This window comes from Pseudomonas aylmerensis, assembly GCF_001702265.1.
Classification (GTDB): domain Bacteria; phylum Pseudomonadota; class Gammaproteobacteria; order Pseudomonadales; family Pseudomonadaceae; genus Aquipseudomonas; species Aquipseudomonas aylmerensis.
In genome coordinates, this window is sequence record NZ_MAUE01000032.1 from 38,286 (window position 1) to 61,773 (window position 23,488).

The 23,488-nt window shown below is 63.4% G+C and carries 14 protein-coding genes; 7 read left to right on the forward strand and 7 right to left on the reverse strand.

Features of this window, described 5'->3' with window-relative positions; all coding sequences use genetic code 11:
• Nucleotides 1-87: 87 nt before the first annotated feature.
• The 3 genes from BBG20_RS21330 to BBG20_RS21340 all read right to left on the reverse strand — a co-directional run bounded on the left by BBG20_RS21330 (nucleotide 88) and on the right by BBG20_RS21340 (nucleotide 2,859).
• Nucleotides 88-360, reverse strand: a complete 273-nt coding sequence (locus BBG20_RS21330) for a type B 50S ribosomal protein L31 (protein WP_025858669.1) — start codon at nucleotides 358-360, stop codon at nucleotides 88-90.
• Between the two features lie 100 nt (nucleotides 361-460).
• Nucleotides 461-1,786 carry an APC family permease gene (locus BBG20_RS21335; protein ID WP_065906826.1) on the reverse strand — a complete coding sequence of 442 codons (1,326 nt, stop codon included), beginning with the start codon at nucleotides 1,784-1,786 and terminating at the stop codon, nucleotides 461-463.
• A gap of 251 nt (nucleotides 1,787-2,037) precedes the next feature.
• A complete protein-coding gene (locus tag BBG20_RS21340; protein ID WP_065906828.1) occupies nucleotides 2,038-2,859 on the reverse strand; it encodes a carbon-nitrogen hydrolase family protein in 822 nt (273 codons plus the stop codon).
• A 93-nt stretch (nucleotides 2,860-2,952) separates the two neighbouring features.
• Between BBG20_RS21340 and BBG20_RS21345 the strand changes: the two genes are divergently transcribed.
• Nucleotides 2,953-3,717, forward strand: coding sequence for a helix-turn-helix transcriptional regulator (locus tag BBG20_RS21345; RefSeq protein WP_065906830.1), 765 nt, complete (start codon nucleotides 2,953-2,955; stop codon nucleotides 3,715-3,717).
• On the opposite strand, the gene BBG20_RS21350 is transcribed toward BBG20_RS21345, so the two are convergent.
• Nucleotides 3,689-4,270, reverse strand: coding sequence for a hypothetical protein (locus BBG20_RS21350; protein WP_065906832.1), 582 nt, complete (start codon nucleotides 4,268-4,270; stop codon nucleotides 3,689-3,691). The genes BBG20_RS21345 and BBG20_RS21350 overlap by 29 nt on opposite strands.
• 178 nt (nucleotides 4,271-4,448) lie before the next feature.
• Here BBG20_RS21350 and BBG20_RS21355 point away from each other — a divergent pair, with 178 nt between their 5' ends.
• The 4 genes from BBG20_RS21355 (at nucleotide 4,449) to BBG20_RS21370 (ending at nucleotide 8,001) form a co-directional block, all read left to right on the forward strand.
• Nucleotides 4,449-6,068, forward strand: a complete 1,620-nt coding sequence (locus tag BBG20_RS21355) for an FMN-binding glutamate synthase family protein (RefSeq protein WP_065906834.1) — start codon at nucleotides 4,449-4,451, stop codon at nucleotides 6,066-6,068.
• Nucleotides 6,069-6,089: 21 nt separating this feature from the next.
• Nucleotides 6,090-6,374: a putative quinol monooxygenase gene (locus BBG20_RS21360; protein WP_065906835.1), complete on the forward strand. Its 285-nt coding sequence runs from the start codon at nucleotides 6,090-6,092 to the stop codon at nucleotides 6,372-6,374.
• A gap of 62 nt (nucleotides 6,375-6,436) precedes the next feature.
• Nucleotides 6,437-6,733, forward strand: coding sequence for a cupin domain-containing protein (locus BBG20_RS21365; protein WP_065906837.1), 297 nt, complete (start codon nucleotides 6,437-6,439; stop codon nucleotides 6,731-6,733).
• A gap of 143 nt (nucleotides 6,734-6,876) precedes the next feature.
• The gene (locus BBG20_RS21370; RefSeq protein ID WP_065906839.1) at nucleotides 6,877-8,001 is read left to right on the forward strand and encodes an OpgC family protein; all 1,125 of its coding nucleotides are present in this window, start codon (nucleotides 6,877-6,879) and stop codon (nucleotides 7,999-8,001) included.
• A gap of 45 nt (nucleotides 8,002-8,046) precedes the next feature.
• Here BBG20_RS21370 and BBG20_RS21375 read toward each other — a convergent pair whose 3' ends face one another.
• Together BBG20_RS21375 and BBG20_RS21380 are read right to left on the reverse strand one after the other, a co-directional pair.
• The gene (locus tag BBG20_RS21375) at nucleotides 8,047-9,459 is read right to left on the reverse strand and encodes an amino acid permease (RefSeq protein ID WP_065906841.1); all 1,413 of its coding nucleotides are present in this window, start codon (nucleotides 9,457-9,459) and stop codon (nucleotides 8,047-8,049) included.
• Nucleotides 9,460-9,717: 258 nt separating this feature from the next.
• On the reverse strand, nucleotides 9,718-14,298 hold the full coding sequence (locus BBG20_RS21380; protein WP_065906843.1) for a coiled-coil domain-containing protein: 4,581 nt from the start codon (nucleotides 14,296-14,298) through the stop codon (nucleotides 9,718-9,720).
• Nucleotides 14,299-14,478: 180 nt separating this feature from the next.
• Between BBG20_RS21380 and BBG20_RS21385 the strand changes: the two genes are divergently transcribed.
• Together BBG20_RS21385 and BBG20_RS21390 are read left to right on the forward strand one after the other, a co-directional pair.
• A complete protein-coding gene (locus BBG20_RS21385) occupies nucleotides 14,479-17,610 on the forward strand; it encodes a transglycosylase domain-containing protein (protein WP_065906845.1) in 3,132 nt (1,043 codons plus the stop codon).
• 118 nt (nucleotides 17,611-17,728) lie between these two features.
• Nucleotides 17,729-22,753, forward strand: coding sequence for an NEL-type E3 ubiquitin ligase domain-containing protein (locus BBG20_RS21390; RefSeq protein WP_065906847.1), 5,025 nt, complete (start codon nucleotides 17,729-17,731; stop codon nucleotides 22,751-22,753).
• On the opposite strand, the gene BBG20_RS21395 is transcribed toward BBG20_RS21390, so the two are convergent.
• Nucleotides 22,743-23,483: a pilus assembly protein gene (locus tag BBG20_RS21395; protein WP_065906849.1), complete on the reverse strand. Its 741-nt coding sequence runs from the start codon at nucleotides 23,481-23,483 to the stop codon at nucleotides 22,743-22,745. The genes BBG20_RS21390 and BBG20_RS21395 overlap by 11 nt on opposite strands.
• Nucleotides 23,484-23,488: the final 5 nt, after the last annotated feature.

The window sequence follows — 23,488 nt, forward strand, 5'->3', positions numbered from 1 at the left end:
CGCTAAAGTAATGGCCTTACGATATCAACCCACAAAAAAAAGCCGCTCCATTTTCTGGAGCGGCCTTCGAGGTGAAACGCGGAGCCCTCACGCCTCGGTTTTTTTCGGGCTGGAGCCAAACGAAGCGAAACGCTTGTTGAACCCGGCAATACGGCCTTCGGCCTGGGTCTTGCGCTGTTGGCCGGTGTAGATCGGGTGCGAGGCGCTGGACACGTCCAGCGGGATGTAAGGGTAGGTGTTGCCGTCGCTGTGTTTATGCGTGCGGTCGCTGTCGGCGGTGGAGCCGATCAGGAAGAACACATCGGCGGCGGTGTCATGGAACAACACGGTACGGTAGTCGGGATGGATACCAGCTTTCATAAGGCCTCCGGGGCGTCTGGGTGCACTTGATGTGTTATACAGTAACACAAATCATGCACCCAAACGAGAACCGATTGCAATAAGAATAGGCCGTACGCTTCTATGCGGCCTCCTGGAAGTCCATTTCCGGCGGCTGTCGGGAGAAGCCGCGCGTGAGGAAACCCAGGTAAACCAGGCCGATCGCCAACCACACCAGGCCCAGGTAGATCGCCAGGTGGTCGAGGCTGATCATCAGCCACAGATCCGCCAGCAAGCCAATGGTCGGGAACACCAGGAACAGGATCAACTCACGGACACCACGCTGCTGGGCGCCGATCCAGTAGTGAAAAATCACCGACAGGTTCACCAGGCTGAACGCCAGGAACGCGCCGAAGTTGATGAACGATGTGGAGGTGGTCACGTCCAGCTTCAACGCCAGCAGCGCCACCGCTGCACACAGCAGGATACTGTTGACCGGCGTGCCGAACCGCGCATGCAAGGTGCCGAAGAAAGACTTGGGCAACACGCCGTCGCGGCCCATCGCAAACAGCAGGCGCGAACCACTGGCCTGGGCCGACAGCCCCGAGGCGAACTGGCCGACGATCAGGCCGATCAGGAAGATCGACACGAACAGGTCGCCGCCGATGTTGCGCGCGATTTCATACGCCGCCGAATCGACATTGGCGAATTCGAAGGACGGATGGGCGATCTGCACAAAATAGGACACCGCCACGAAAATCAGCCCGCCGATCAGCGTGATCAACATGATCGCCCGCGGGATGGTGCGGCGAGGGTCGCGGGTTTCTTCGGTGAGGGTGCTGACCGCGTCAAAACCCAGGAACGAATAGCAGGCGATGGCGGCGCCGCTCATGATCAGCGGCATCTGCATCTGGCCGTTGAAGAACGGGGCGACGGTCCACAAGGGCTTGCTCGCATCACCGCCGATGTAGTGGATGCACAGCGCGACAAACGCGATCAGCACCAGAAACTGCACCAGCATCAGCAACGCGTTGATGCCATTCGCCAGCTTGAGGCCAATGATGTTGATGACGCTGGTGATGCCGATAAACGCCAGCACCCAGACCCATTGCGGCACCGCAGGGAACGCCGAGTTGAGGTACGCCGCGCCGATCAGCCAGATGGCCATGGGCAGGAACAGGTAATCGAGCAACACCGCCCAGCCGGCGATAAAGCCCAGCTTGGGGCTGATCGCCTTGCGCACGTAGCTGTAGGCGGAACCGGCCACCGGGAACGCCGAGGCCATGCGCCCGTAGCTCATGGCGGTAAAGAACATTGCCACCAGCGCTGCCAGGTAGGCGGCAGGGACCATGCCGGCGGTGGATTGCGCGAGGATGCCGAAGGTGCCGAGCACAATGATCGGCGTCATATAGGCGATGCCAAACAGCACCACCGACCCTAATGACAGGGTGCGTTGCAAACGAGCCATGAGCGATTCTCCGCTGATTTATTAGATTTATGGCAGAACTGAAGTCGGTGAAGCGGACGTCTTTTTTCTTATGGTCAAACCGATTTACAAGGCCAAGCCATTGATAGGCCCAGCCGTTTTATTGTGGCGAGCGGGCTTGCCCCGCGTTGGGCTGCGCAGCAGCCCCCATTGCGTTCAGCGCATTTCTCCAGACAACCCGCGGTGGCAGGTTTTGGGGCCGCAGGGCAAGCCCGCTCGCCACAGGAGCTCCATCAGTTTCCAGGGATCAGCAGCTCGCGCGTGCCGTCAGGGTGCTCAATCACCTCACCGGGCAATTTCAAGCGTTGGTCATCCAGGTAGCGGTAGTCCTTGCGCGCCGCCTCCAGCTGGTCGAGGTCCAGCTCGACGGTAAATTGCCCCGCCTCGCGCCCGGCTTCGAACAGCAAGGTGCCGAACGGGTCCACCAGGGCGCTGCCGCCGGCGAACAGCAGGCCGCCATCACCCTCCTCCACGCGGTTGACCATCAGCGCAAACGCCTGGTTTTCCTGGGCCCGAGCCATGATCGCGGTGCGGTGCGTGGGGCCGTACGGGTCCATGTTGCCGTTGGTGACGATCAGCAATTCAGCACCCAGCTGCGCATTCGCACGGGCGCTTTCCGGGAACTCGATGTCGTAGCAGATCAGCAGGCCCACGCGTACGCCGTTCCACACGCAGGTGGCGTAGCGATCGCCCGGGGTGAACACGCCACGGTCCGAGGCCCACAGGTGGGTCTTGCGATAACGCAGCGCGATGCCTTCGGGGGTGATCAGCAAGGTGGTGTTATAGAATTGGCCGCCGTCACTCTCGGCCATGCCGATCACCACCGCGATATCGCGCGCCTGGGCGGCCTGGATAATCGCCTGCACAGTAGGGCCATCCACCGGCTCGGCGATGGCGGCGACGGTCTCGGCTGTCGGGAAGCCCATGAGGTGGGTTTCCGGGAATACGATCAGTTGCGTGTCGCTTGCACTTGCAGCAATCGCCGCCAACGCGCGCTCAAGGTTGTAAGCTGTGCCGTTATCGCGGACTGCCAACTGGGCAAATTCGACCTTCATGGGACATCCTGTGGTTTTATCTGTGGCGCAGTATGCGCAGCCGCACACGCCGGGGAAATCACGCCGCCGGGGTAACCCTATGGGGGTAGACGAATGACCGTTTCGCTGCAAGACATCGCCTGGCACCGTTCAGTCGGGCAAATGATAGACGCCCTCGACCAGGCCAACTTCTGGACCCAACTGGTGCGCCTGCTCGACCAGTACGTGCCGTTCGACAGTTGGGTGGTGTTGCTGTTCAGCAGCGAGCACCGCCCGCTGGTGTTCGCCGAATGCCCGGGCGCCGACGGTACCCCGGACCATTTGTTCCAGGATTATCTCAACGGCCTCTACCTGCTCGACCCTTTCTATATCGCCAGCCGCGAGCACTCGCACACCGGCCTGTTACGCCTGGCTGAAGTGGCGCCGGAGCATTTCGAACTCACCGAGTACTACCAGCGTTACTTCCGCCTCAATGTGGTGGCCGATGAAATTCAGTTCAATTGCCACCTGCCGGACGGGCGCACCCTGTGCCTCTCCCTGGGCTCGAAGCAGCGTTTCGAACCGCAGCAGATTGCCCTGCTGTCGCTGATCCAGCCCTGGGTGCTGAGCCTGCTGCGCCAGCGCCTGCCCTTTGAACTTAACCAGGTCAGCACGCCCCAGCCGCCGATCCAGAATGACGACTGGGGTGCCCAACTCACCGCCCGCGAGCTGGACGTGGGCCGCCTGATGCTCAGCGGCTGCTCCAGCAAAGAGATCGCGCGCAAGCTGGAAATCTCGGTGGAAACCGTGAAAGTCCATAAGAAGCACATGTACAGCAAGCTGGGGATCAAATCCCAGTCGGAGCTGTTCTCTATTTTCCTGCAAGCGCAGCGGAACTAGCCGCGACGCCCCTCACGGAGTGGGACAGCGCCAGCGTCGACTTGACCGAGTCGGGCGTGGATTCGTTATGGGCCACCGCTTGCGAGTAGCCATCGGCAACCGCCATCCAATCGCCCCTCGCAGCCCCCAGAGCCGCCGTGGCCAGGCCCGTCTGCAGGGTTTTATCAACACCGTTTATCATCCCCGCCAACGCGCCGCTCAAGCTGCCGTCGGACTTTTCCACCCCATGGAGCATGTTGCTCAAGCCGGGAATAAACCAGGTGTTGCGAGCAACGTCGCCCGCCGCCTTTTGTAGCCCAGTGCGCTCGGCGCCTCCCGGCATTTGCGCTGATGCGGCCCGTGGATGGTGGCCCGATGAAGACGAGAATTGCTGGTCGAGCCTGGACCTGACCAAGGGGTTGTCATTGCGCAAGCCAGACGGAAATTGGCGATGGGTCGGTGTGATGAACGGCTCACGCCCGGAAGCCACTTGAGGCGCAGCAGGACGCGCCTCCGGCGCCTGGGTCAGGCGTGTCAGGAGATCCACCGCAGTCAGGGCAGTATTGATATTCATGGTCGGCTCACTTTGGGAGAGGTTGAGGAACGTGTGTTTAAGTGGCTCGGGGCAACCGATGAGTTCCGCGCGCCAACCCCTCTGAAATGGGCCTCTGCGCGCTCAAACCTTGTCCACGGTTTCGCAACAGGCGCAGAATGGGTGATCGACCTTCAGAGTTGAACCAAGGAAAAACCGTATGAGCCTGTCCTTGTTAAGCCGTTACGCGTTCTTTGCTGCCTGTGTCATTTTCACCCTCGCCAGCCTCCCTTTTATCGAACATGAATGGCTGTGGCCCATCACCCTGGTCACCGGTGTACTGAGCCTGATCGGTCTGTTCGACCTGCTGCAAAGCCCCCACGCGGTGCGCCGCAACTACCCGATCCTGGGCAATATCCGTTACCTGGTGGAAGCCATCCGCCCGGAAATCCGTCAGTACCTGCTCGAGTCCGACAGCGACGCCCTGCCCTTCTCGCGGGCCCAACGTTCGCTGGTGTATTCGCGCGCCAAGAACGAAACCGCCGACAAACCCTTCGGCACGCTGATCGACGTGTACCAATCGGGCTTCGAATTCATCGGCCACTCCATGCGCCCCGCGCCGCTGAGCGACCCCAGCGCATTTCGCGTGATGGTTGGCGGCCCGCAGTGCACGCAGCCGTACTCGGCCTCGGTGTTCAATATCTCGGCGATGAGCTTTGGCTCGTTGAGCGCCAACGCCATCCGCGCGCTGAACCAGGGCGCCAAGCTCGGCAACTTTGCCCACGACACCGGCGAAGGCAGCATCAGCCCTTATCACCGCGAAAACGGCGGCGACCTGACCTGGGAACTGGGCAGCGGCTATTTCGGCTGCCGCACCAGCGACGGGCGCTTCGACCCCGAGCGCTTCGCCGTGCAGGCACAGAACCCGCAAGTGCGCATGATCGAAATCAAGATGAGCCAGGGTGCCAAGCCGGGCCACGGCGGGATTCTGCCCAAGCACAAAGTCACCCAGGAAATCGCCGATACCCGCGGCATCCTGATGGGCGAAGACTGCATCTCGCCGTCACGTCACAGTGCCTTCTCCACCCCGGTCGAAATGATGCAGTTCATCGCGCAGTTGCGTGAACTGTCCGGCGGCAAACCGGTGGGCTTCAAATTCTGCCTGGGTCACCCGTGGGAGTTCATGGGCATCGCCAAGGCCATGCTCGAAACCGGCATCCTCCCGGACTTTATCGTGGTCGACGGCAAGGAAGGCGGCACCGGTGCCGCGCCGGTAGAGTTCACCGACCATATCGGCGTGCCGCTGCGTGAAGGCCTGCTGTTCGTGCACAACACCCTGGTGGGCCTGAACCTGCGTGACAAGATCAAGCTCGGCGCCAGCGGCAAGATCGTCAGCGCCTTCGATATCGCCAGCGTCCTGGCCATCGGTGCCGACTGGGCCAACTCGGCGCGTGGCTTCATGTTTGCCATTGGTTGCATCCAGTCGCAAAGCTGCCACACCAACAAATGCCCCACCGGCGTCGCGACCCAGGACCCGCTGCGCCAGCGCGCCCTGGTGGTACCGGACAAGGCTCAGCGCGTGTTCAACTTCCATCGCAACACGCTTAAAGCCTTGGCTGAAATGCTCGCGGCAGCCGGCCTGGATCATCCGTCGCAGCTCTCGGCCAAACACCTGGTGCGGCGCATGTCGGCCACCGAAATCAAGCTGTTCTCGCAGTTGCACGTGTTCCTCAAGCCTGGCGAATTGCTCACCGGCGAAGTGAACGGCGAGTTCTACTCGCGCATGTGGCAGATGGCGCGGGCCGATAGTTTTGAGCCGAATGAAATCGCGGCTGCCTGATGTTTTTAACGGAACGATACGATGCTGAAAGTGATTGCCGAAGACTTCATCAAACCTGAACACCTCGACACCGTGCGCCCCTGGTATGCAGAACTGGTGGAAAAAACCCGCCAGGAACCCCTGTGTATTGACTACGATCTGTTCGTCGACCAGAAAGACCCCGGGCACTTTATCTTTATCGAGCAATGGCCCGACCAGGCCGCTCTCGATGCGCACTGCCAGACGGAACACTTCACCCGTCTGGTGCCGCAGATCAACCAATACGAAGCCAAACCCTGCCGGGTTTTGCTGATGGACACGTTCTAAACCATCCACTTTCCTGCTGAACCGGACCACCGAACGGCATCGTTGAAACAAGGAGCTTCACCATGCCGTTACTCGACTTCACCGCCCTTGCCGCCCAACTGCCGGACACCTGGAAATCCACCCGCGTGGGCCAGGTCGGCCCGGCGCGGATCAAGGTGTTGCGCATGGATGCACAGGCTTATGAAGAAGAAAGCCACGACTACAACGAAGGGCTGTTGGTGATCGACGGCCTTTTGCGCCTGTCTATTGGCGAGGAGGCCATCGACGTCGGCGCCGGTCAGATGTACCTGGTTGAAGCCGGCATCGCCCACGCGGTACTCGCCGGCAGCCAAGGCACGCTGGTGATCATCGACGTTTAAACAAAGCGATGAGACATTCAGCAAAAAACTCAGCTTTGCAATTGCTTACAAATACCGCCAACCTGCGCCCGCCCGACGTACGGCTCGACTGAAGCCGTCGTCCACTTGTCATTACTAAACCCCTTGTTCAAGAGCCCGCTGCCATGTTGAACGGACGCGACCCGCGCATCGATTTTTTTCGGGGCCTGGCGTTGATCTTTATTTTCTGGGATCACGTGCCCCACAACCCTCTGGGCCAGATCACCTTGCGCAACTTCGGTTTCAGCGACGCGGCGGAAGTCTTCGTGTTCCTGGCCGGTTATGCGGCCGTGCTGGCCTACGGCAAGATCCTGCAGCGCGACGGTTATCTGATCGCCTGCGTGAAGATCTGGCGGCGCACCTGGGTGCTGTACGTGGTGCACATCTTCTTGCTGGCGATGCTGATGGGCATCGTGTTCTTCGCCAACAGCCATGTGGAAACCCGCGACCTCGTTGAAGAGATGGGCTTGACGCACTTCGTCACTCATCCCCAGCAAGCCCTGGTGGATGAACTGCTGCTGCGCTTCAAACCCAACCTGATGGACCCGTTGCCGCTGTACATCGTGCTGCTGGGTTGCCTGCCGCTGGTGTTGCCGCTGCTGTTGCGCAAGACCTGGGCAGTGGTAGCTGTTTCGCTGACGGTGTACCTGCTGGCGCCGCATCTGGGCTGGAACCTGGCAGCGATTGCCGACGGCGTGTGGTATTTCAATCCGGTGACCTGGCAGTTGCTGTTTGTGCTGGGCGGCGCGGCGGCGATTCATGCCGGGCAACCCCGCCCTGTCAAGACTCGGCGCCTGTTGCGTCAGCCGTTGTTCGTCGCTGCGGCGGTGTATGCGCTGTTGGCGGGGGTTCTCACGCTCTCGTGGCGCTGGCCGGAAATCCACGACGCGCTGATGCCGTCGGCGCTCAGTGACCTGCTGTACCCCATCAGCAAGACCGACCTGTCGCCGGTGCGTCTGCTGCACTTTCTGGCCCTGGCCTATGTCACCGCCAAGCTGCTACCCGGCCACGCCTGGACGCAAAACTGGCTGGCGCAGCAAACCTGCCGCATGGGCCGCTACTCCTTGGAGGTGTTCTGCCTGGGGGTGTTGCTGGCACCGCTGGCGGACATGATCAATGCGATCACCGGCGATGCCTTCGCCATGCAAATCTTCACCGCATTGGTAGGCGCCGGGCTGATGGCGCTGCTGGGGGCCTGGCTGGATTTGAACAAACGGCTCACCCAACCGGCGCCTCCCGCCACCGCCTGAAAAACAAAAAGCCCCGAAAGGGGCTTTTTGTTGAGCGCAGGAAACTCAGCTCGCGGTGCGTGCCGCCGCTTGAGTCGGCTGCAGCTTGAACACGTAGAACAACACCGTCAGCAGCACCAGGAACACCGGCCCCACGTAGAGCGCCACACGGGTGTCCGGGAAGTACGCCATCAGGCCCACCACCAGCACCAGGAACGCCAAGGCCAGGTAGGAGCTGACCGGGTACAGCCACATGCGGTATTTAAGGCCGTCACGTTCGGCCTGGGTCAGGCTCTTGCGGAACTTGAGCTGGGCCAGGAGGATCATCAGCCAGGTCCAGATCGCGCCGAAGGTAGCGATGGAAGTGACCCAGACGAAGACTTTTTCCGGAACCATGTAGTTGAGCAGCACGCCCAGCAACAGCACGAAGATCGACAGCAGCAGCGCCTTGCGCGGCACGCCGTTGCTTGAGGTGGTGCCGAACGTGGCCGGCGCCTGGCCGTTCTGCGCAAGGCTGTAGAGCATGCGCCCGGTGCTGAAGATGCCGCCGTTGCACGACGACAGCGCCGCGGTGATCACCACGAAGTTGATGATGCCGGCGGCGGTCTTGATACCCAGGCGCTCGAAGGTCATCACGAACGGGCTGCCCTGGGTGCCGATTTCATTCCACGGGTAGATCGACAGGATCACGAACAACGCACCGACGTAGAACAGCAGAATACGCCAGAACACCGAGCCGATGGCGCTGGGGATGGTCTTCTGCGGGTTCTTCGCTTCACCGGCGGTGAGGCCGATCATCTCTACGCCCAGGTAGGCAAACATCACCATTTGCAGCGACATCAGCACGCCCTGGATGCCATTGGGCATGAAGCCGCCGTGGGCCCACAGGTTGGAAATCCCCAGTGCCACGCCGTCGTTGCCAAAACCGAACGCGATGATGCCGACGCCACCGATCACCATCGCAATGATGGTGACGATCTTGATCAGCGCGAACCAGAATTCGAACTCACCGAAGGCTTTCACCGCGATCAGGTTGATGGTGCCCATGCTGATCAGGGCCGCCAGGGCCCAGATCCAGCGTGGCGTATCGGGGAACCACACGCCCATGTACACCGCCACGGCAGTGATCTCGGCCACACAGGTCACCAGCCACAGGAACCAGTAGTTCCAGCCGGTCAGGAAGCCCGCCAACGGCCCGAGGTAATCCTGGGCATAGCGGCTGAAGGAGCCGGCCACCGGGTTGTGCACGGCCATTTCGCCGAGGGCGCGCATGATCACCAGGATGGCCAGGCCACCGATGATGTAGGACAGCATGATGGCCGGTCCGGCCATTTCGATGGCCTTGGCCGAGCCCAGGAACAGGCCGACACCGATACAGGCGCCGAGGGCCATCAGGCGGATATGCCGCTCGCCCAGTTCGCGTTTGAGCGGGCCGCCCGAAGCGGTCTCGCCATGGGGCAGGTGGTTGCCGACTGGCATAGGGATACAACCTCGTCTTGTTATTGGATATGAGCCTCTGAGTCCGGTACGTCACGACGGGTCTGCCATGGCGTACCGTTTCCGCTTGGCCTTTTGGGTCAATCGGTCTGGCCGGGCCAGATCAGGGGGGTGCAGTATAAAAAGCTCAACCCAGTGATTTTCACTCTATAAACGGCAATATTCAGAGGGAATTCCCGTATAAATCCTATTGCGCGGTTGGAGTATCGCACAGCAATGGTGCGCCATTTCAAGCCCGGCCTATCCACCAGGCGTCCACAGCGGTGCGTCGAAGAACAACTTGCGTGCCATCCGCCGGTTGATTTCGCCGCGATGGATATCCAGGCTTAGGCTGACACGCCCGCCCTGCCCGGCCTGAATACTGGCAAATGCCTGCGCCTGGGCCTGGGCCTGAGTCTGCTTGCCCATCCGATGCTGCGCAGATGTCTTGAGGTGCGCGGCATTGAAGTGATCGTCCGGGCTGGTCTGGCGCTCATAGTGAAAGTGCGCGTAACAAAAGGCCTCGCGCGTATGCACATCGATCACCACATAGGTTTGCAGCCAATCATTGGGGCTGCCGGCCACCGCGACTCGCCCGCCTTGCCGGAATATGCTCGCCTCATGATGACTGACCAGCACATCCACGCCGGACTGGGTGGGCAGGCGTGCCTTGATGGCACTCAGTCGCGCGCGCAAACCCTGCTCGGATAAACGGCTGGCAGCGGCTCGCAGGGCATCGACCTCGGTCCTGGCGCGCGCCCGTTGGGTGGCGGCCAGGCGCGCTGGCTCGCTGTACTGCAGGTGCCGATGAAGGGTCTCGGCGCACTGGCGCAACTTATCGGCACGCTGCTCCAGGATATCCTGCAGCGACTGCGGCTCGTTGGCCGTGCGCGCCATCCTCAAGACCTCGCCGATGGCTTTTTCCACCTCAGCCCGCAATGCCTGGCCCTGCTCAATCAGGCTATTGAGACCGGACATTGAACCTGCACGCGTGGCAGCCGGTTTCTTGACCTGCTCCCAGACCCCATCGGCGGCATGGGTAAACGAGGCGATTACGGTGTTCTGTGCATCCACCACCTCTGCCACCTCCGCCGGCTCTTCGCCAGTCGTTATCTTTAGCTGAGCCACATACAACTCCTGATTGCGCGTGCGGATGATGTTTTTGCGCGGCGCGCGAGGTGTCAGCTGTGTGCGTGGCGCAGGGGTCGCAGGGGTCGCAGGCGCCAGGGCGGTGGACAACTCGCGGTCTGCCTCTGCGTGCAACTGGCTGAACAGCTGCTGCAACTTGTCCAGGTAAACCAGGTGGAATTTATCCGGCGCCATCGCGCGCCAGAATTCGATGCGGTCATCGGTCTGGGCATAAACACGGTTGAAGCTCTCCAGCAACTCGATGCGCAGTTCAGTGCTATGGGGCGCCAACTCCTCCAGCTGCGCCTGGGATCCACTGGCCCAGCGTGCGCGCTGAATGGTGTCGTCCAAGCCTTGAAAAAAATCCTCATCCAGCCTCGGCCCTTCGGTATTGAGCGCCACCGCCCACAACGCCGTCACCTGCAGCGACTGCAATTCCAACACCGACGGACTTGTCGGCAAGCCCAGCTGCAAGGCCCGGGCCTTGTCCTGTCCGAACTTGGGAACACGCTCCAATTCCTTCAGGAAGGCAAACTCCTGGGTGCGCCAGCGGATCGCGTTCTCGTTGCTGTCCGCCAATTGCCGCAGCCCGTCGATCAGGGTCTGATGCGCCTGCAGATTGATGTCCAATGCGGCCTCTTCCTCACTCAGCGACTGCACGCGGTCCAGCAGCGGCTCCAGGCGAGTATTGATCGCGAGGGTCGTTGAGCGCGCCTCTACCAGCAACTGCTGCAGGCCGAGGATCACGCCTTCAAGCGACGTCGACAGTTCACGTTCATAACCGGCTCGGGGCTTGAGTGCCTGCAGGTCCTTGAGGCACTGCAGCTCCAGCAGCGAAGCGTCGAGTTTGTTCTGCAGCTCCTGGGTGTAGCGGCTGGCCGCCGTGGCCCGTTGCTGTGCGGTGACGCTGGCGGCGTCGCTGGTCTTGAGGGTGTAAGCCACCACCATGGCGCGGTTCGCGGTCTCGCGGCGCACACCGTACTGGCGGTACTCCTGCTCCAGCTGCTGGCGGCGCGATTCGCTGTCCACGCCAACGCGCGGATAATCGGGCTGCCCCCCCAGCAGGCGCAGGCGCAGGTCCACCTCCCAGCCGCCAGTGTCGAGCAACTTGAGCCAAGGCCCGTTCTCGCGGCCATCGGCACTGATGACTCGCACACTGTTGTCGGTGACCCTGGCCCGGTACACATGACCCCGCACCAGCACCTGCCATTGCGGCGGTTGCGCGGCGGCATTGAACAACACCCCGTCGAGGCGCCCGCCCACCTGCGCGCCGGGCAATCGCGCCGGCCAGGGCCGGGCGAAGGCCTTGAGGCTCAGCCGCTCGAGCCGCGCCTGCATCGCCGGTGCAAGGGTGTCACGGGCATTGCTCCAGCCACCGGCGGCGCGCAACGGCACCTCCAGCGGACCACGAACCAACGTGGTCGGCGCCGGCCGCGGCGTCGGCTCGAACGCCGGATGCTGCAGGTCAAGGCTGGCAGGCACCTCGTGAGGTGACGCCCGATGCGCGAGGATCAGCACCAGGTTGGTCAGCAGGTCCATCACTCCCTTGGCCTGGGCGGCAGGGTCAGTCGTACTGATGGCCGGCACATCCTGGTGAACACTGTCCATCACCTGCAGCATCCATCCCACCAGCGCCACCGGCCCCCGGAGAAACGGCAACAGGCTATTGAAGAGCAACCAGCCGCCTTCCTTGAACGTCATCCAGCGCTGCTCGGCGTTGGAGACTGATTCGCGCTCTGCCAGGCTGACCAGCGCCTGCGCCGTGGAGGCGAACACCCCAGGCAATGGGTCCGCGTCCAGCAGTTGTTTGCTCAGGCGCACCGGCGCAGGACGATCGGGCACAGTGAACTCATCACCCGCCAGGAAATGCTGCACATGGGGCTCCTGGAATCCGCCGTTGGCGTACACCGCCTGACGCCTCGGCGGCAGCCACGCCAGCACCGTATCCTGCAACGGGCCTGGCGCACCGATCACATCGAACAGCGCCTGGGCGGATGCAAACTCACGCAGGCTGGGGCTGAACAGCGGCTGGTAGAGCAGGTGCGGCCCATCCTCCGAATGCCGCGGGCCAATGACATACAGATTGAGCACCGTGTCCGGCGCTGAGGTCGGCGAGGCCTTGAATGCCAACGGCCATAACGCCGCCTCCGGCTGCTGCAGCAGCGCGGCCTGCACCAGGCGATAACCGGCGTCGGTCAGGCCGTTCTCGCCCTGGAGCTTCATCTGCAACGCCAGCAGCGGCAGTTGCGCACGCAGCTGTTGAGTGAACAACGTTTCACGGCGCAGGCGTTCGGCGGGATCGTCCACCAGCCTTTGGCGCAGCAGCGCCGGGTACGCCTGGCCGATATCCACCTCGGTGACACAGCCCGTGAGCAGGGTGGCCGTCATCCAGTCGGGCGCGGCGGCGCCTTTGAGTTTGATCGCCGACGGCAAGTGGGGGAACCCGCCGAGGTTCTCGAGCGCCAGGTCCGTGAGCGTCAAGGTCAGCGGGTGCACCTCGCCCGTGGCAAAGCCGCCCGGGGTCATGGCCGCCGTCACGATGTGGTAAGTCAGTTCGATGTCATCCGGCTCGATGCCGTGGGCGCGGCGCTCCTTGCGCAGGCAGCCCTTGAGGGCCTCGGCAGCAAAGGTGCGGATCGGCGCAATGCCGTCCAGGAAACCCTGCCCGCCCGCCACGACCATCGCCTGCAACGCGCCGGCGTAGGCCAGGCTGTCGGCCGCCGAGGCGTGGATCAGCCACAGCGGCAACTGGTCCTGCACGCGCAGTTGAAACGGGGTCAGCACCGACTCGAACCAGCGCGAAGGGTCGGTGATGTAATCGAGCATGGCCTGGAACTGTGCGGGCGTGCGCGGCACCGTGCGGTCGATCGCCAAGGTGTCCGCACGCTGGCACTCGGCATAGCTGGCGGCCAGCGCATCGAAGGGGTCGCCCCAGGGGGCCTGCACAAACCACTCAAGGGCCTGGCCGGCCAGGCGGGCGTTCAGGTAGTCGGGGATCCGCGTGTCGATATCGTCCACACGCTCGAGCAGGTGAAGCCCGGTCGCAGGGCTGAACAGCCACGTGCCGAGGATCAACAGCGGCAGCATTTGCGCCGGCTGCGTAGTGCCTCGGGGCCGCACGTACACGGTGTGCACCGGCAAGGTTGCGTCGTGCAGGCTCCACTGGTGATCGGGACGACTGGCATGCATCGCCGCGCGTGGGAACGCGTCGCTGAATTGCTGCGCATTCATGCCCGGTGGTTTCGGGCTGTCATAGAGCAACGCCAGGCAATCATCCGACAAATAAGCCCAGCGCGTGGTGTTCACCGGCACCGTGCCCCGCCACCAGTCCTGCAGCTGTTCAAGCCAGGCGTCGAGCAGGCTGGGGCCGAGCTGGTTGATCACTTGCTCGACGTCCGCCAGTGGCGGGCCCCCGCGCACATGGATCTCGCGTTGGTGCAGGAACACCTGGTGATAATCCTCGACATAGCGCAGCGGCTCGGCGCCGGCCAGGCACACCAGCACCTCATCGGCCAGCGGGCTGTAATGATATTGATCGGCTTGCACCGGGGTACCGATGCTCACCCCTTCGGCGCGCAGATTGAGGCTGGGGAAACGTTGATTCAGCGTGGCTTGCAGCTGCTTGAGGGCGACTTCCCGCAGTGTCGGGGGCTGGGAAAACAGACTGATGATCTGCTCGATATGGGGGCGACGCGGCGAATGTGTTGCAGACATGGCAGTGGACTTCCTTGTGACGGACGCTGAAGTGGGTCCGATAAGCCCGAACGGTAGGGAAGTACCACGACGGTCGGTGGTAACCGGATGCCCCCACGCAGACAAATTCTTCGACGGCGCCAATCAGCGTCTAAGCTTCATTCAAGTCCGATCAATCTGCCGGGATGGGATCAATCGACTATGGGCGCTTTATGGCAAACCGATTCAACCCAGGCTGCGGTTCCCACCGACAGCGCGGATGAACAGCCATTGCCACGACGCCCGCGCAGACCTGCGTACCGCTGGCGCCTGGTGTGGCTGCTGCTGGTGATCGGCCTGATCGCCGCAGGGTTTGCCGCCCAGCGCGAGATGCGCACCGCGCACTGGCAGGCGCGCGAACTCAGCCGCCTGGCGGGCACCCTCGGCTACACGCTGCAAGCCGGTGCGAGCGATGCCATCGTGTATCCCGGTGACGGCCCCTTCGACAAGCGCCTGGGCTACAGCGACCTCGATCAATTCCTGCCGCGCCTGCTCAAGCGCAATTACCAGGTGCAGAGCCAGGTGCGCTTTTCCGCGCCACTCATGACGTATGTCGGGCGCGGCCTGTTCGTGCCCTATGCCGAAAAGATCCAGGCGGGCCTTTCGATCAATGACTGCCGGGCCGAGCCGCTGTACCAGTTCACCTACCCGCAGCAGGCGTACCAGCAGTTCAGCGCGATCCCGCCGGTGGTGGTCAACAGCCTGCTGTTCATCGAGAACCGCGACCTGCTCGACCCGGCCCAGCCCCAGGCCAACCCGGCGGTGGACTGGCCGCGCTTCGCCAAGGCGGCATGGTCACAAGTGGCCAGGCTGCTGCACTTGCCCGGGCAGAGCGCCGGCGGCAGTACCCTGGCCACGCAACTGGAAAAATACCGCCACTCCCCCGACGGCCTGACCCTGTCCGGCGGCGAGAAACTGCGCCAGATGTTTTCCGCCAGCGTGCGCGCCTATCAGGCCGGCCCGCAAACCTTGCAGGCCCGGCAGAATATCGTGCGCGATTACCTCAATAGCGTGCCGCTGTCCGCCGTGCCCGGTCATGGTGAAGTGCATGGCATGGCCGAAGGTTTGCGGGTGTGGTACGGCGCCGACTTTGACAAAACCAACGCCCTGCTCGCCGAACCCGGCACGCAACACCTCGCGCAAAAAGGCCTGGCGCTGCGCGAAGTGTTGTCGTTGATGATTGCCCAGCGCCGGCCTTCGCATTACTTGTCCAAGGGCCGCGACGAATTGACGAGCCTGACGGACAGCCACATCCGCCTGTTGGAGCAGAACGGCGTGGTCGAGCCGGCCCTGGCCAAGGCCGCGCTGGCGAGCAAGATCAGCTACCGCGACTGGCTGCAGCAACCGACGTTGCAACCGATTGAAACCAACAAAGGCATCAGTGTCGCGCGCAGTCGCCTGGCCGCCCTGCTCAACCGTCCGCTGTACGACCTCGACCGCCTCGACCTGTCCGCCACCAGCACCCTGCAAAATGACCTGCAGACCCAGGCCACCGCCTACCTCAAGCACCTGGCCGACCCCGCCTTCGCCGGCCAGCTCGGCCTGCTCGGCCCGCGTCTGTTGACGCCCGCCAGCACCGCCCAGGTGCGCTACAGCTTCACGCTGTATGAGATGACCGGCGACGGTGCCCGCGTGCGGGTGCAGACCGACAACACCGACCAGCCCTTCGATATCAACGAGAGCAGCAAGCTGGAACTCGGTTCCACGGCCAAGCTGCGCGTGCTCACCACCTACCTGCAAATCATCAGCGAGCTGCACGTCCGTTACGCCGGCCAGACGCCTGCGGCCTTGAAGAAAGTCGACATCGACGAACAGGATCGCCTGTCGCGCTGGGCGGTGGACTACCTGGCGCAAAACAGCGACCAGAGCCTGCCGAAGATGCTCGATGCGGCGCTTGACCGGCAGTATTCCGCCAGCCCCGGCGAGAGCTTTTTTACCGGTGGCGGGATGCATCACTTTCACAACTTTCGCAACGAAGACAACGGCCGCAGCCCCAGCTTGCGCGACGCCCTGCGCGAGTCGATCAACCTGCCGTTCATTCGCCTGATGCGCGACCTGGTGCGCTACAGCACCTATCACGGCGCCAACAACAGTGCCGAGCTGCTCAAGGACGACAGCGATCCACGTCGCCAGGAATACCTGGCCCAGTTCGCCGACCGCGAAGGCACCACCTTCCTGCTGCGCTTCTGGAAAAAGTACCGCAACAAGGACACCCAGGCCCGACTCGACACCTTCCTGGACGGCATGCGCCCAACCGCCATGCGCCTGGCCGCCGTGCACCGTTACCTGCTGCCGCAGGCCAGCCAGGACAGTTTCAACCGCTTTGTCCGGGCGCACCTGAACACGCAAAAAGCCTCGGAAAAACTCACCGACGAACGCTTGGCCAAGCTCTATAAAGATTACGGCCCTGGCGCCTACGACCTGCCGGACCAAGGCTATATCGCCAAGGTCCACCCGCTGGACTTGTGGTTGCTCGGCTACCTGTTGAACCACCCCGACGCCACCTTCACCCAGGCCGTCGCCGCGAGCGAGCATGAGCGCCAGGAAGTCTACGGCTGGCTGTTCAAGAGCCGGCACAAAAGCGCTCGCGACAGCCGTATCCGCACCATGCTGGAGATCGAAGCGTTCCTGGATATTCATCAGCGCTGGCAGGCGGTCGGCTACCCGTTCGACCATCTGGTGCCGTCCCTGGCCACCGCCATCGGCAGCTCGGGCGACCGCCCGGCGGCGCTGGCGGAACTGGTCGGCACCATCCTCAACGACGGCATACGCGAGCCGACGCTGCGCATCGACAGCCTGCACTTTGCCGCCGACACGCCGTATGAAACCCGGCTGGTGAACAATCCCGACAAAGGCAAGCGGGTGATGCCCAGCGAAGTTGCCACCGCATTGCGTGGGGCGTTGTCGCAGGTGGTGGATGCAGGTACGGCGAAACGCGTGTCGGGCAGTTTCAAACTGGCCGACGGCACACCGCTGGCCATGGGCGGCAAGACCGGCACGGGCGACAACCGTATCGAAGCGATCGGCGCCGGTGGACGCATCCTCAGCTCCAAGGCGATCAACCGCACGGCGACCTTTGTGTTCTACATCGGCGACCGGCATTTCGGCACCCTCACCGCCTTCGTCCCCGGCAGCGGCGCGCAGAATTTCACCTTTACCTCGGCGTTGCCGGTGCAGGTGCTCAAGGGCATGGCACCGGTGCTGATGCCGTACCTGCAACCGGGCAGCCATACCTTGTGCACCCCCGCCACGATGGCGGTCACCGAAGGCGGTAGCCGGCTGTTTTCGAGGTGACATTTGTTGAACGGAAGGCGCGGTTATCCGGCCTGTCCGACCCAGTATTCAAACTTATTCTCGGCCCCTGGCCTCAATAGACTGAAGCGCTTTCATGGCTCTTTTCAGGATCTGTTGCATGGTCGTCATTTCCCCTGTCCCGTTCAATACAGCGTTTCAAGGTCGGCACTATCCGCTGCTCAAGCATGCCTTGCCGCCCTGGCTCAAAAGCACCTCCCTGGCACGCCTGCACGCCTTGCGCGCCGTCGGGCTCAAGGATCCCGCGCCGTACCCCCACGCCACGCCGGACCAGCACGCCGGCCTCAAGCAGGCGATTGCCGACCACTGGGACACCCTCAACACCCTCGACCAGCGGCTGCAGAAGCTCAATGACGTATATGCCTACGCCGAACGGGTGCTGGGCAGCGCCTTGCTGGCGGACTACGGCCCGATCGATGTGAGAAATACCTTCCTGCGCGTGTATGTCAAAGCCACCAGCGCGTGGTGGGTGCATGACTTCAAGCAAGCCGTAACCAGCCGCACGGTGTCCCTGCTGGACGCGGCGCTGCACAACTTTGCCGCCTCAGAACGTTTCGTCGACTATGCCTTCCTGTCCGCCGCCGATGCCCGTGGCCAGCAACGCAGCTTGACGTTCAAGCACAAGGCCAATGGCACCGCCCTCACGGCCGAGCGCTTCAAGCAACTGTGTCGTGGCCTGGACATCGGCCGCCATTACCGCGAGCACCTGAAGATCGTCATGGGGGTCTACACCCCCACGGTCGCCCGCGACCTGCGCCGGCAAGTGATCGACCAGCACAAAGCCGGGTTGAAAGCCGCCGCCCACTTGGCGCTGGTCAAGGGCGATATTGCCCAGGATGCCTGCACCGCCTTGCTGGGGCTGATCAATGGAAACCCGACGCTGCGCCTCGACGGCCAGACCCTGGTCGCCCATACCCTGGACATGATGAACAGCCGGCTCACCGGCATTCTGCTGTTCTGCGCGACGCCGCCCTCGGCAGCGCGGGTGATCGCCTATGTGCCGGACGACCCCGAGCACCCGCTCAAGCAATACCCGACGCCGATGGCCTTCATGACGCAAGTGACCCGCCAGTTGCGGGATGCCGAGCACTACCAGGTGTTCTTCAGCCGGTTTGTCGACCATGACCAGCGCGGCTTTTTTTTCGCCAACCTCAACACCCGCCTGAGCCGGGTGCAATGGCGCATCAAAGCGCCCACCGACAGCCAGCCCACCTGGCAAGACACACCGCTGGACAACCCCCACCTGCAATTTCATGTGCAGCCCATCGCGGCTGACCACCCCAACCGCGCTGGCAACGGCGGCGCAGATGACCTGTGGCACTACCGCTACCGGGTGCACCTGAACAAGGTGCTCAACGATGCCCAGGACATCGCCGTTTCCACCCTTCGCGCCGATACCCTGGCGCGCCAGGCCTGGTGGGACAACCTGGGGAAAATCCTCGGCGATCTCTTCAACGCCGCCCTGCAGGTACTCACGCCGTTTGTGCCGGGGTTGGGCGAAGTGATGCTCGCCTACACCGCCTACCAGATCACCGACGAGGTGTTCGAAGGCGTGGTCGATTGGGCCCAGGGCCGAGGCGCGGAGGCGGCGGATCATCTGCTCGGGGTGGCGCAGGACTTTGTCCAGTTCGGCCTGTTCGCCGCCGGTACCACCTTGGCCGCGCCACTGCGCCTGAAACTCTCGGCGTTCGTCGAAGGGCTCCAGCCGGTGCAGAGTGCAGACGGTCGTCAACGCCTGTGGAACCCGGACCTTGCACCCTATGTCGACGACCAGGGCACACTCGATCCCGCGCAACGGCTGATACACGAAGGCGCGCAGTATCGGGTGCAACACGCGCGCATCGTCCACCCACGCCGCCCGCAAGCGTATCGACCACAGCTGTATCGCCGGGCCAACGGGATTGTCGTGCATGAAGCCGACCAGCCGCAGACCTGGGACAGCCGCACGTTGATGCGCCGCCTCGGGCCCAGGGTCGCGGCCTTCAGCGATGAGCAACTGGAACGCATCCGCCTCACCAGTGGCTGCGATGACGACGTGCTACGCGGCGCGTATCTGCAGGACCAGCCGCTGCCACCGCTGCTCGCTGACACGCTCAACCGCTTCGAGGCCTACGCCAGCGCGCAGTCGGCCAGTGATCAGATCCGCACGGGCATGCCGCTGGACCCGGCTGCCGCCTGGTTCGAGCAAACCGTTACCGAACTCGACGGCTGGCCACAGGACAAGGCCCTGGAAGTGTTCCTCAGCCCCAGCCTGAGCGGCGACTCCCACCGCTATGGCAGGCTCGACGCCGCCCCGGCGGACACCCTCAAGATGAGTGTGGCGCAGGTGATGTCCGGGCAGTTGCCGGAGCGGGTGCTGGGGTTTCTCGATGAAGCCCAGGCGCGCCTGCTGCTCGGCGCCCAGGTGCCCAAGGCCGGGCAAGTGCAGCACTTGCGCGAGCTGTTGGCCGCCTACGTCACCCGCCAGGCCCCCGAGATCGGCCAGTACGCCCACCATGTGCGTGAGCTGTCCGATGAGCCGGGCATCCGCCTGCTGCGCGAGCATTTCCCGCAGATGGACTCCAGCGTCGCACGGTCTCTGCTCGACAGTGCCGATGCCGCCGAGCGCAGCCTGATGCTGGACCACCGGCGCCTGCCGCTGCGTTTGGAAAACCTGGCGCGCGAACTGAATTTCGCCGCCGGCACCAGCCACGCCTATGAAAGTTTCTACTTCCCCTGGCGCCAGACCGCCGACAGCGAACGCATGCTGCTCAATACCCTGAAGCGGCACAGCGACTTCTTCGCCGACCTGCACCTGCAGATTCGCCAGCACACCGCCGACGGTCCGCTGCGCTGCGAGGCCGGCCCGGTCAATGCCGGCACCCGGCGCATCCTGGTCAGGAAGGACACCCTGGGCTATGAGGTCCGCGACGGCGCCCACCGCAAGCTGCACGGCCCCGACACCCTGTACGAAGCCCTGTTGCACGCCGCGCCCGCCGATAGCCGCCAGGCGGTCGGGCTTTCACCCGGCCAAGGCGAGGGCCTGCGGCACTGGCTGCTGACCACCCTGGAACCGCTGGCCGAACGCCGCAGCGCGCTGGCCCAACCCCCCGTGCGCAGCCAGGCTGACGAGGAGACACTGAAGCTGCTCGGCTCCCCCGCGCCTGCGCGCACGCCGAAGCTGGTCGTCATGAGTGAGCAGGTGGTGATCCTGAACGCCTTGAAAACCGTATTTACGCACCAGAGCGAGGCGCACATCCTGGCCTTTATGGAAAAAGTCGGCAGCGAGCACCTCAGCCCCCGCGTCAACCAACTGATCGTCGACCATTACCGCCTGGACGCTGACCTGGCGCACTGGTCGCGCCAGCCAGGCAACCATCCGCCGGACAGGGAGCTTGAGTTGCGCCTGTTCATTCGCGGCAAACTCCTTGAATGCTGGCAGGATCAGATCCGCGCCTATACCGAACCCTCCGGCACGCGCCTGGATCTGAGCGGCATAACGCTGCCCGATACCCTGCCACCGCTGCGCGCCGACTTCAGCCATGTCACCCGGCTGAACCTGATCCACAGTCAGTTCAACGCGGACCATGGTGAGTTCCTGCAACACTTCCCGCAGCTGTCCACCCTGTATCTGGCGGATAACCCGCTGTCCCGGCTGCCGGAAGCGATCCGCGACCTGCGCCACCTGGAAAACCTCGACCTGGCCTGGTGCCCGCTGGCGTTGCAGGCGGTGGATGTCACCCGCCTGAAAAACCTGCGCTACCTGCGGCGCCTGAAGCTCAACAACACCCGCAGCCACAGGGCCCCGGATATCGGGCGCATGCGCGACCTGGTTCACCTGGACCTCAGCCACAGCCCTGTCGCGCAGTGGCCCGATGGGCTGTTCGAGGTGCCCCGGTCCTCGCGGTTTGTCCTCAACCTGCAGGGCACCGCCATTACCCACGTGCCCGAGGTGGCCCTGGGCAGTGCCGAGGCCCGGCTTGTCGCCGCGACCTACCTCAATCGCGCCGCACTCGACGCCCTGCAGCGTGAACGGTTCAAGGCCTACCGCGCGTCAGTCGGGCTGGATCCCGAGCGCACCTATGAACCCCAGGGCGACAGCACGCCGTGGCTGGACTACCTGTCACCGCAAGGCCAGGACGACGCCCGCAAAGTCTGGGATGCACTGGAGCACGAACACGGCTCCCAGGGATTGTTCGAGGTGATCAAGGCCCTGGAAATACCGGAGCGGTTCCAGACAGATGAAGATCAGCAACGCTACCGCGCCAACCACCGCACCCTGACCCGGCAGGTCTGGACCCTGCTGCAGGCGGCCGCCGTCGACACCCCGCTGCGCAATCGGCTGTTCGAGATCGCCAGTTTCCCCGGCAATTGCCCGGATGCCGGCACGCAGATCTTCAACGAAATGGGGGTCGAGGTGCTGCTCTACCAGATCGAGCACCAGGCGCCGACGCCAGAGGCCCATGAGCGGCAACTGGTCACCCTGGTCAAGGGCCGTGCGCGCCTGCAACAGCTCAACGAGGTGATCCGGGCCGACGTTCAACAGCGCCTGGCGCCGGTCGCCCAAGGAGGCCAGGGCTTGCGGTTTCTCACCGAGGTCGTCGACGGCGTGGCCGGCCAGGTGGATGAAGTGGAAATCTACCTGGCTTACCAGACCGCCCTCGCCGAGCGCCTGGACCTGCCGTGGATCGCCGAGCACATGCTCTACCGCAGCATCGCCGGGGTCAGCGACGCACAGATCGACGCGGCGTATGCCAAAGTACTTGAGCTTGGCGAGGGCGACGGCCTGGTCAACCGCATGCTGCTCGACGCGCACTGGTGCGAGTGGCTGCAACGTCGCTATGCCGGCCAATATGCCGAACAGCAGCAGTGGCTCAAGGCGCAACACAACCGCTTGTTCGACCTGCTGGAGTTGGGCGAACAGTGGCCGCAGACACCCGACACCGCAGCGCTGCAAACACAGGTCGATGCCCTGGCCAGTGAGCTGGGCATGAGCGGACTGAACCCCGCCGACCCGGCGGCATTCCAGGCCGCCTGCGAAAAACGCGAGGAAGAACTGGGCGACATCGCCCAGGCGTGGATGCGTGACCGCACCCGCGCAGCGCTGATGGCGGCGCGCACCTTACGCAATCGCCCTAGCCGCTGATCTCGATGACGCTCTCGGTGGTGCCTTCCACCAGGAAGAACCGATAGATCCTCCCGGCCTGTTTTTCAAAGCTGAAGACCCGGCCGGGGAAGATATGGTTCTTGGTGGTGGGCGCGCAGGCGGTGCGGTCATTCACCGCACAATCCTTGAACTCATCCACCACTACCACGGTGTTGCCGGCATTGCGCAAGGTGTAGGTGCGGCCGCCGTTCTCGACACGGGTATCGAAGCGGCTGTCCGTGGGCCGCACGAAGAACACCGTGCCGTAGCCCGCCATTACCTGCACGCCGCCCGCCAGGGTGTTTTCGTAGGCCTGGCGGTCTTCATCGTTCAGCCCGAAGCCATCATCTTTATCGGGTGCCACCGGCAGGTAGCGCACGCGGAAATAGCGCTCGCGATCGCGCTCGCCAATGAACACCAGGCGCGTGCTCTGCATGCCGTCCGCCGGCACGATCAGGCGCGCCGGGCTGGCGATCAGGCCATTGCGCACGCTGCCGTCGGCCTCGATCCGAAGCGGCACTTCCTCATAGCTGCCGTCCGGTTTGTAGAGCATCTCGCTGACGTTGACCTTGACGAAGGCGGTCTGGGTGCCGCCGTTGAAGATGCGCTTCAGGTAGGTACTTTTATCGCCGCGCAAATAGTCGTAGAAATCACCGACATTGATGTTCGGCCCGGCGTGGGCGTTCAGGGCACACAGCAGCAAACCCAGGGTTGCACATAAAGACTTCATCACCA

What these genes read in the sequence shown, in the direction of transcription:
- BBG20_RS21330 (WP_025858669.1), bottom strand. Translation starts at nt 360, where the DNA reads ATGAAAGCTGGTATCCATCCCGACTACCGTACCGTGTTGTTCCATGAC.
- BBG20_RS21335 (WP_065906826.1), bottom strand. Translation starts at nt 1,786, where the DNA reads ATGGCTCGTTTGCAACGCACCCTGTCATTAGGGTCGGTGGTGCTGTTT.
- BBG20_RS21340 (WP_065906828.1), bottom strand. Translation starts at nt 2,859, where the DNA reads ATGAAGGTCGAATTTGCCCAGTTGGCAGTCCGCGATAACGGCACAGCT.
- BBG20_RS21345 (WP_065906830.1), top strand. Translation starts at nt 2,953, where the DNA reads ATGACCGTTTCGCTGCAAGACATCGCCTGGCACCGTTCAGTCGGGCAA.
- BBG20_RS21350 (WP_065906832.1), bottom strand. Translation starts at nt 4,270, where the DNA reads ATGAATATCAATACTGCCCTGACTGCGGTGGATCTCCTGACACGCCTG.
- BBG20_RS21355 (WP_065906834.1), top strand. Translation starts at nt 4,449, where the DNA reads ATGAGCCTGTCCTTGTTAAGCCGTTACGCGTTCTTTGCTGCCTGTGTC.
- BBG20_RS21360 (WP_065906835.1), top strand. Translation starts at nt 6,090, where the DNA reads ATGCTGAAAGTGATTGCCGAAGACTTCATCAAACCTGAACACCTCGAC.
- BBG20_RS21365 (WP_065906837.1), top strand. Translation starts at nt 6,437, where the DNA reads ATGCCGTTACTCGACTTCACCGCCCTTGCCGCCCAACTGCCGGACACC.
- BBG20_RS21370 (WP_065906839.1), top strand. Translation starts at nt 6,877, where the DNA reads ATGTTGAACGGACGCGACCCGCGCATCGATTTTTTTCGGGGCCTGGCG.
- BBG20_RS21375 (WP_065906841.1), bottom strand. Translation starts at nt 9,459, where the DNA reads ATGCCAGTCGGCAACCACCTGCCCCATGGCGAGACCGCTTCGGGCGGC.
- BBG20_RS21380 (WP_065906843.1), bottom strand. Translation starts at nt 14,298, where the DNA reads ATGTCTGCAACACATTCGCCGCGTCGCCCCCATATCGAGCAGATCATC.
- BBG20_RS21385 (WP_065906845.1), top strand. Translation starts at nt 14,479, where the DNA reads ATGGGCGCTTTATGGCAAACCGATTCAACCCAGGCTGCGGTTCCCACC.
- BBG20_RS21390 (WP_065906847.1), top strand. Translation starts at nt 17,729, where the DNA reads ATGGTCGTCATTTCCCCTGTCCCGTTCAATACAGCGTTTCAAGGTCGG.
- BBG20_RS21395 (WP_065906849.1), bottom strand. Translation starts at nt 23,483, where the DNA reads ATGAAGTCTTTATGTGCAACCCTGGGTTTGCTGCTGTGTGCCCTGAAC.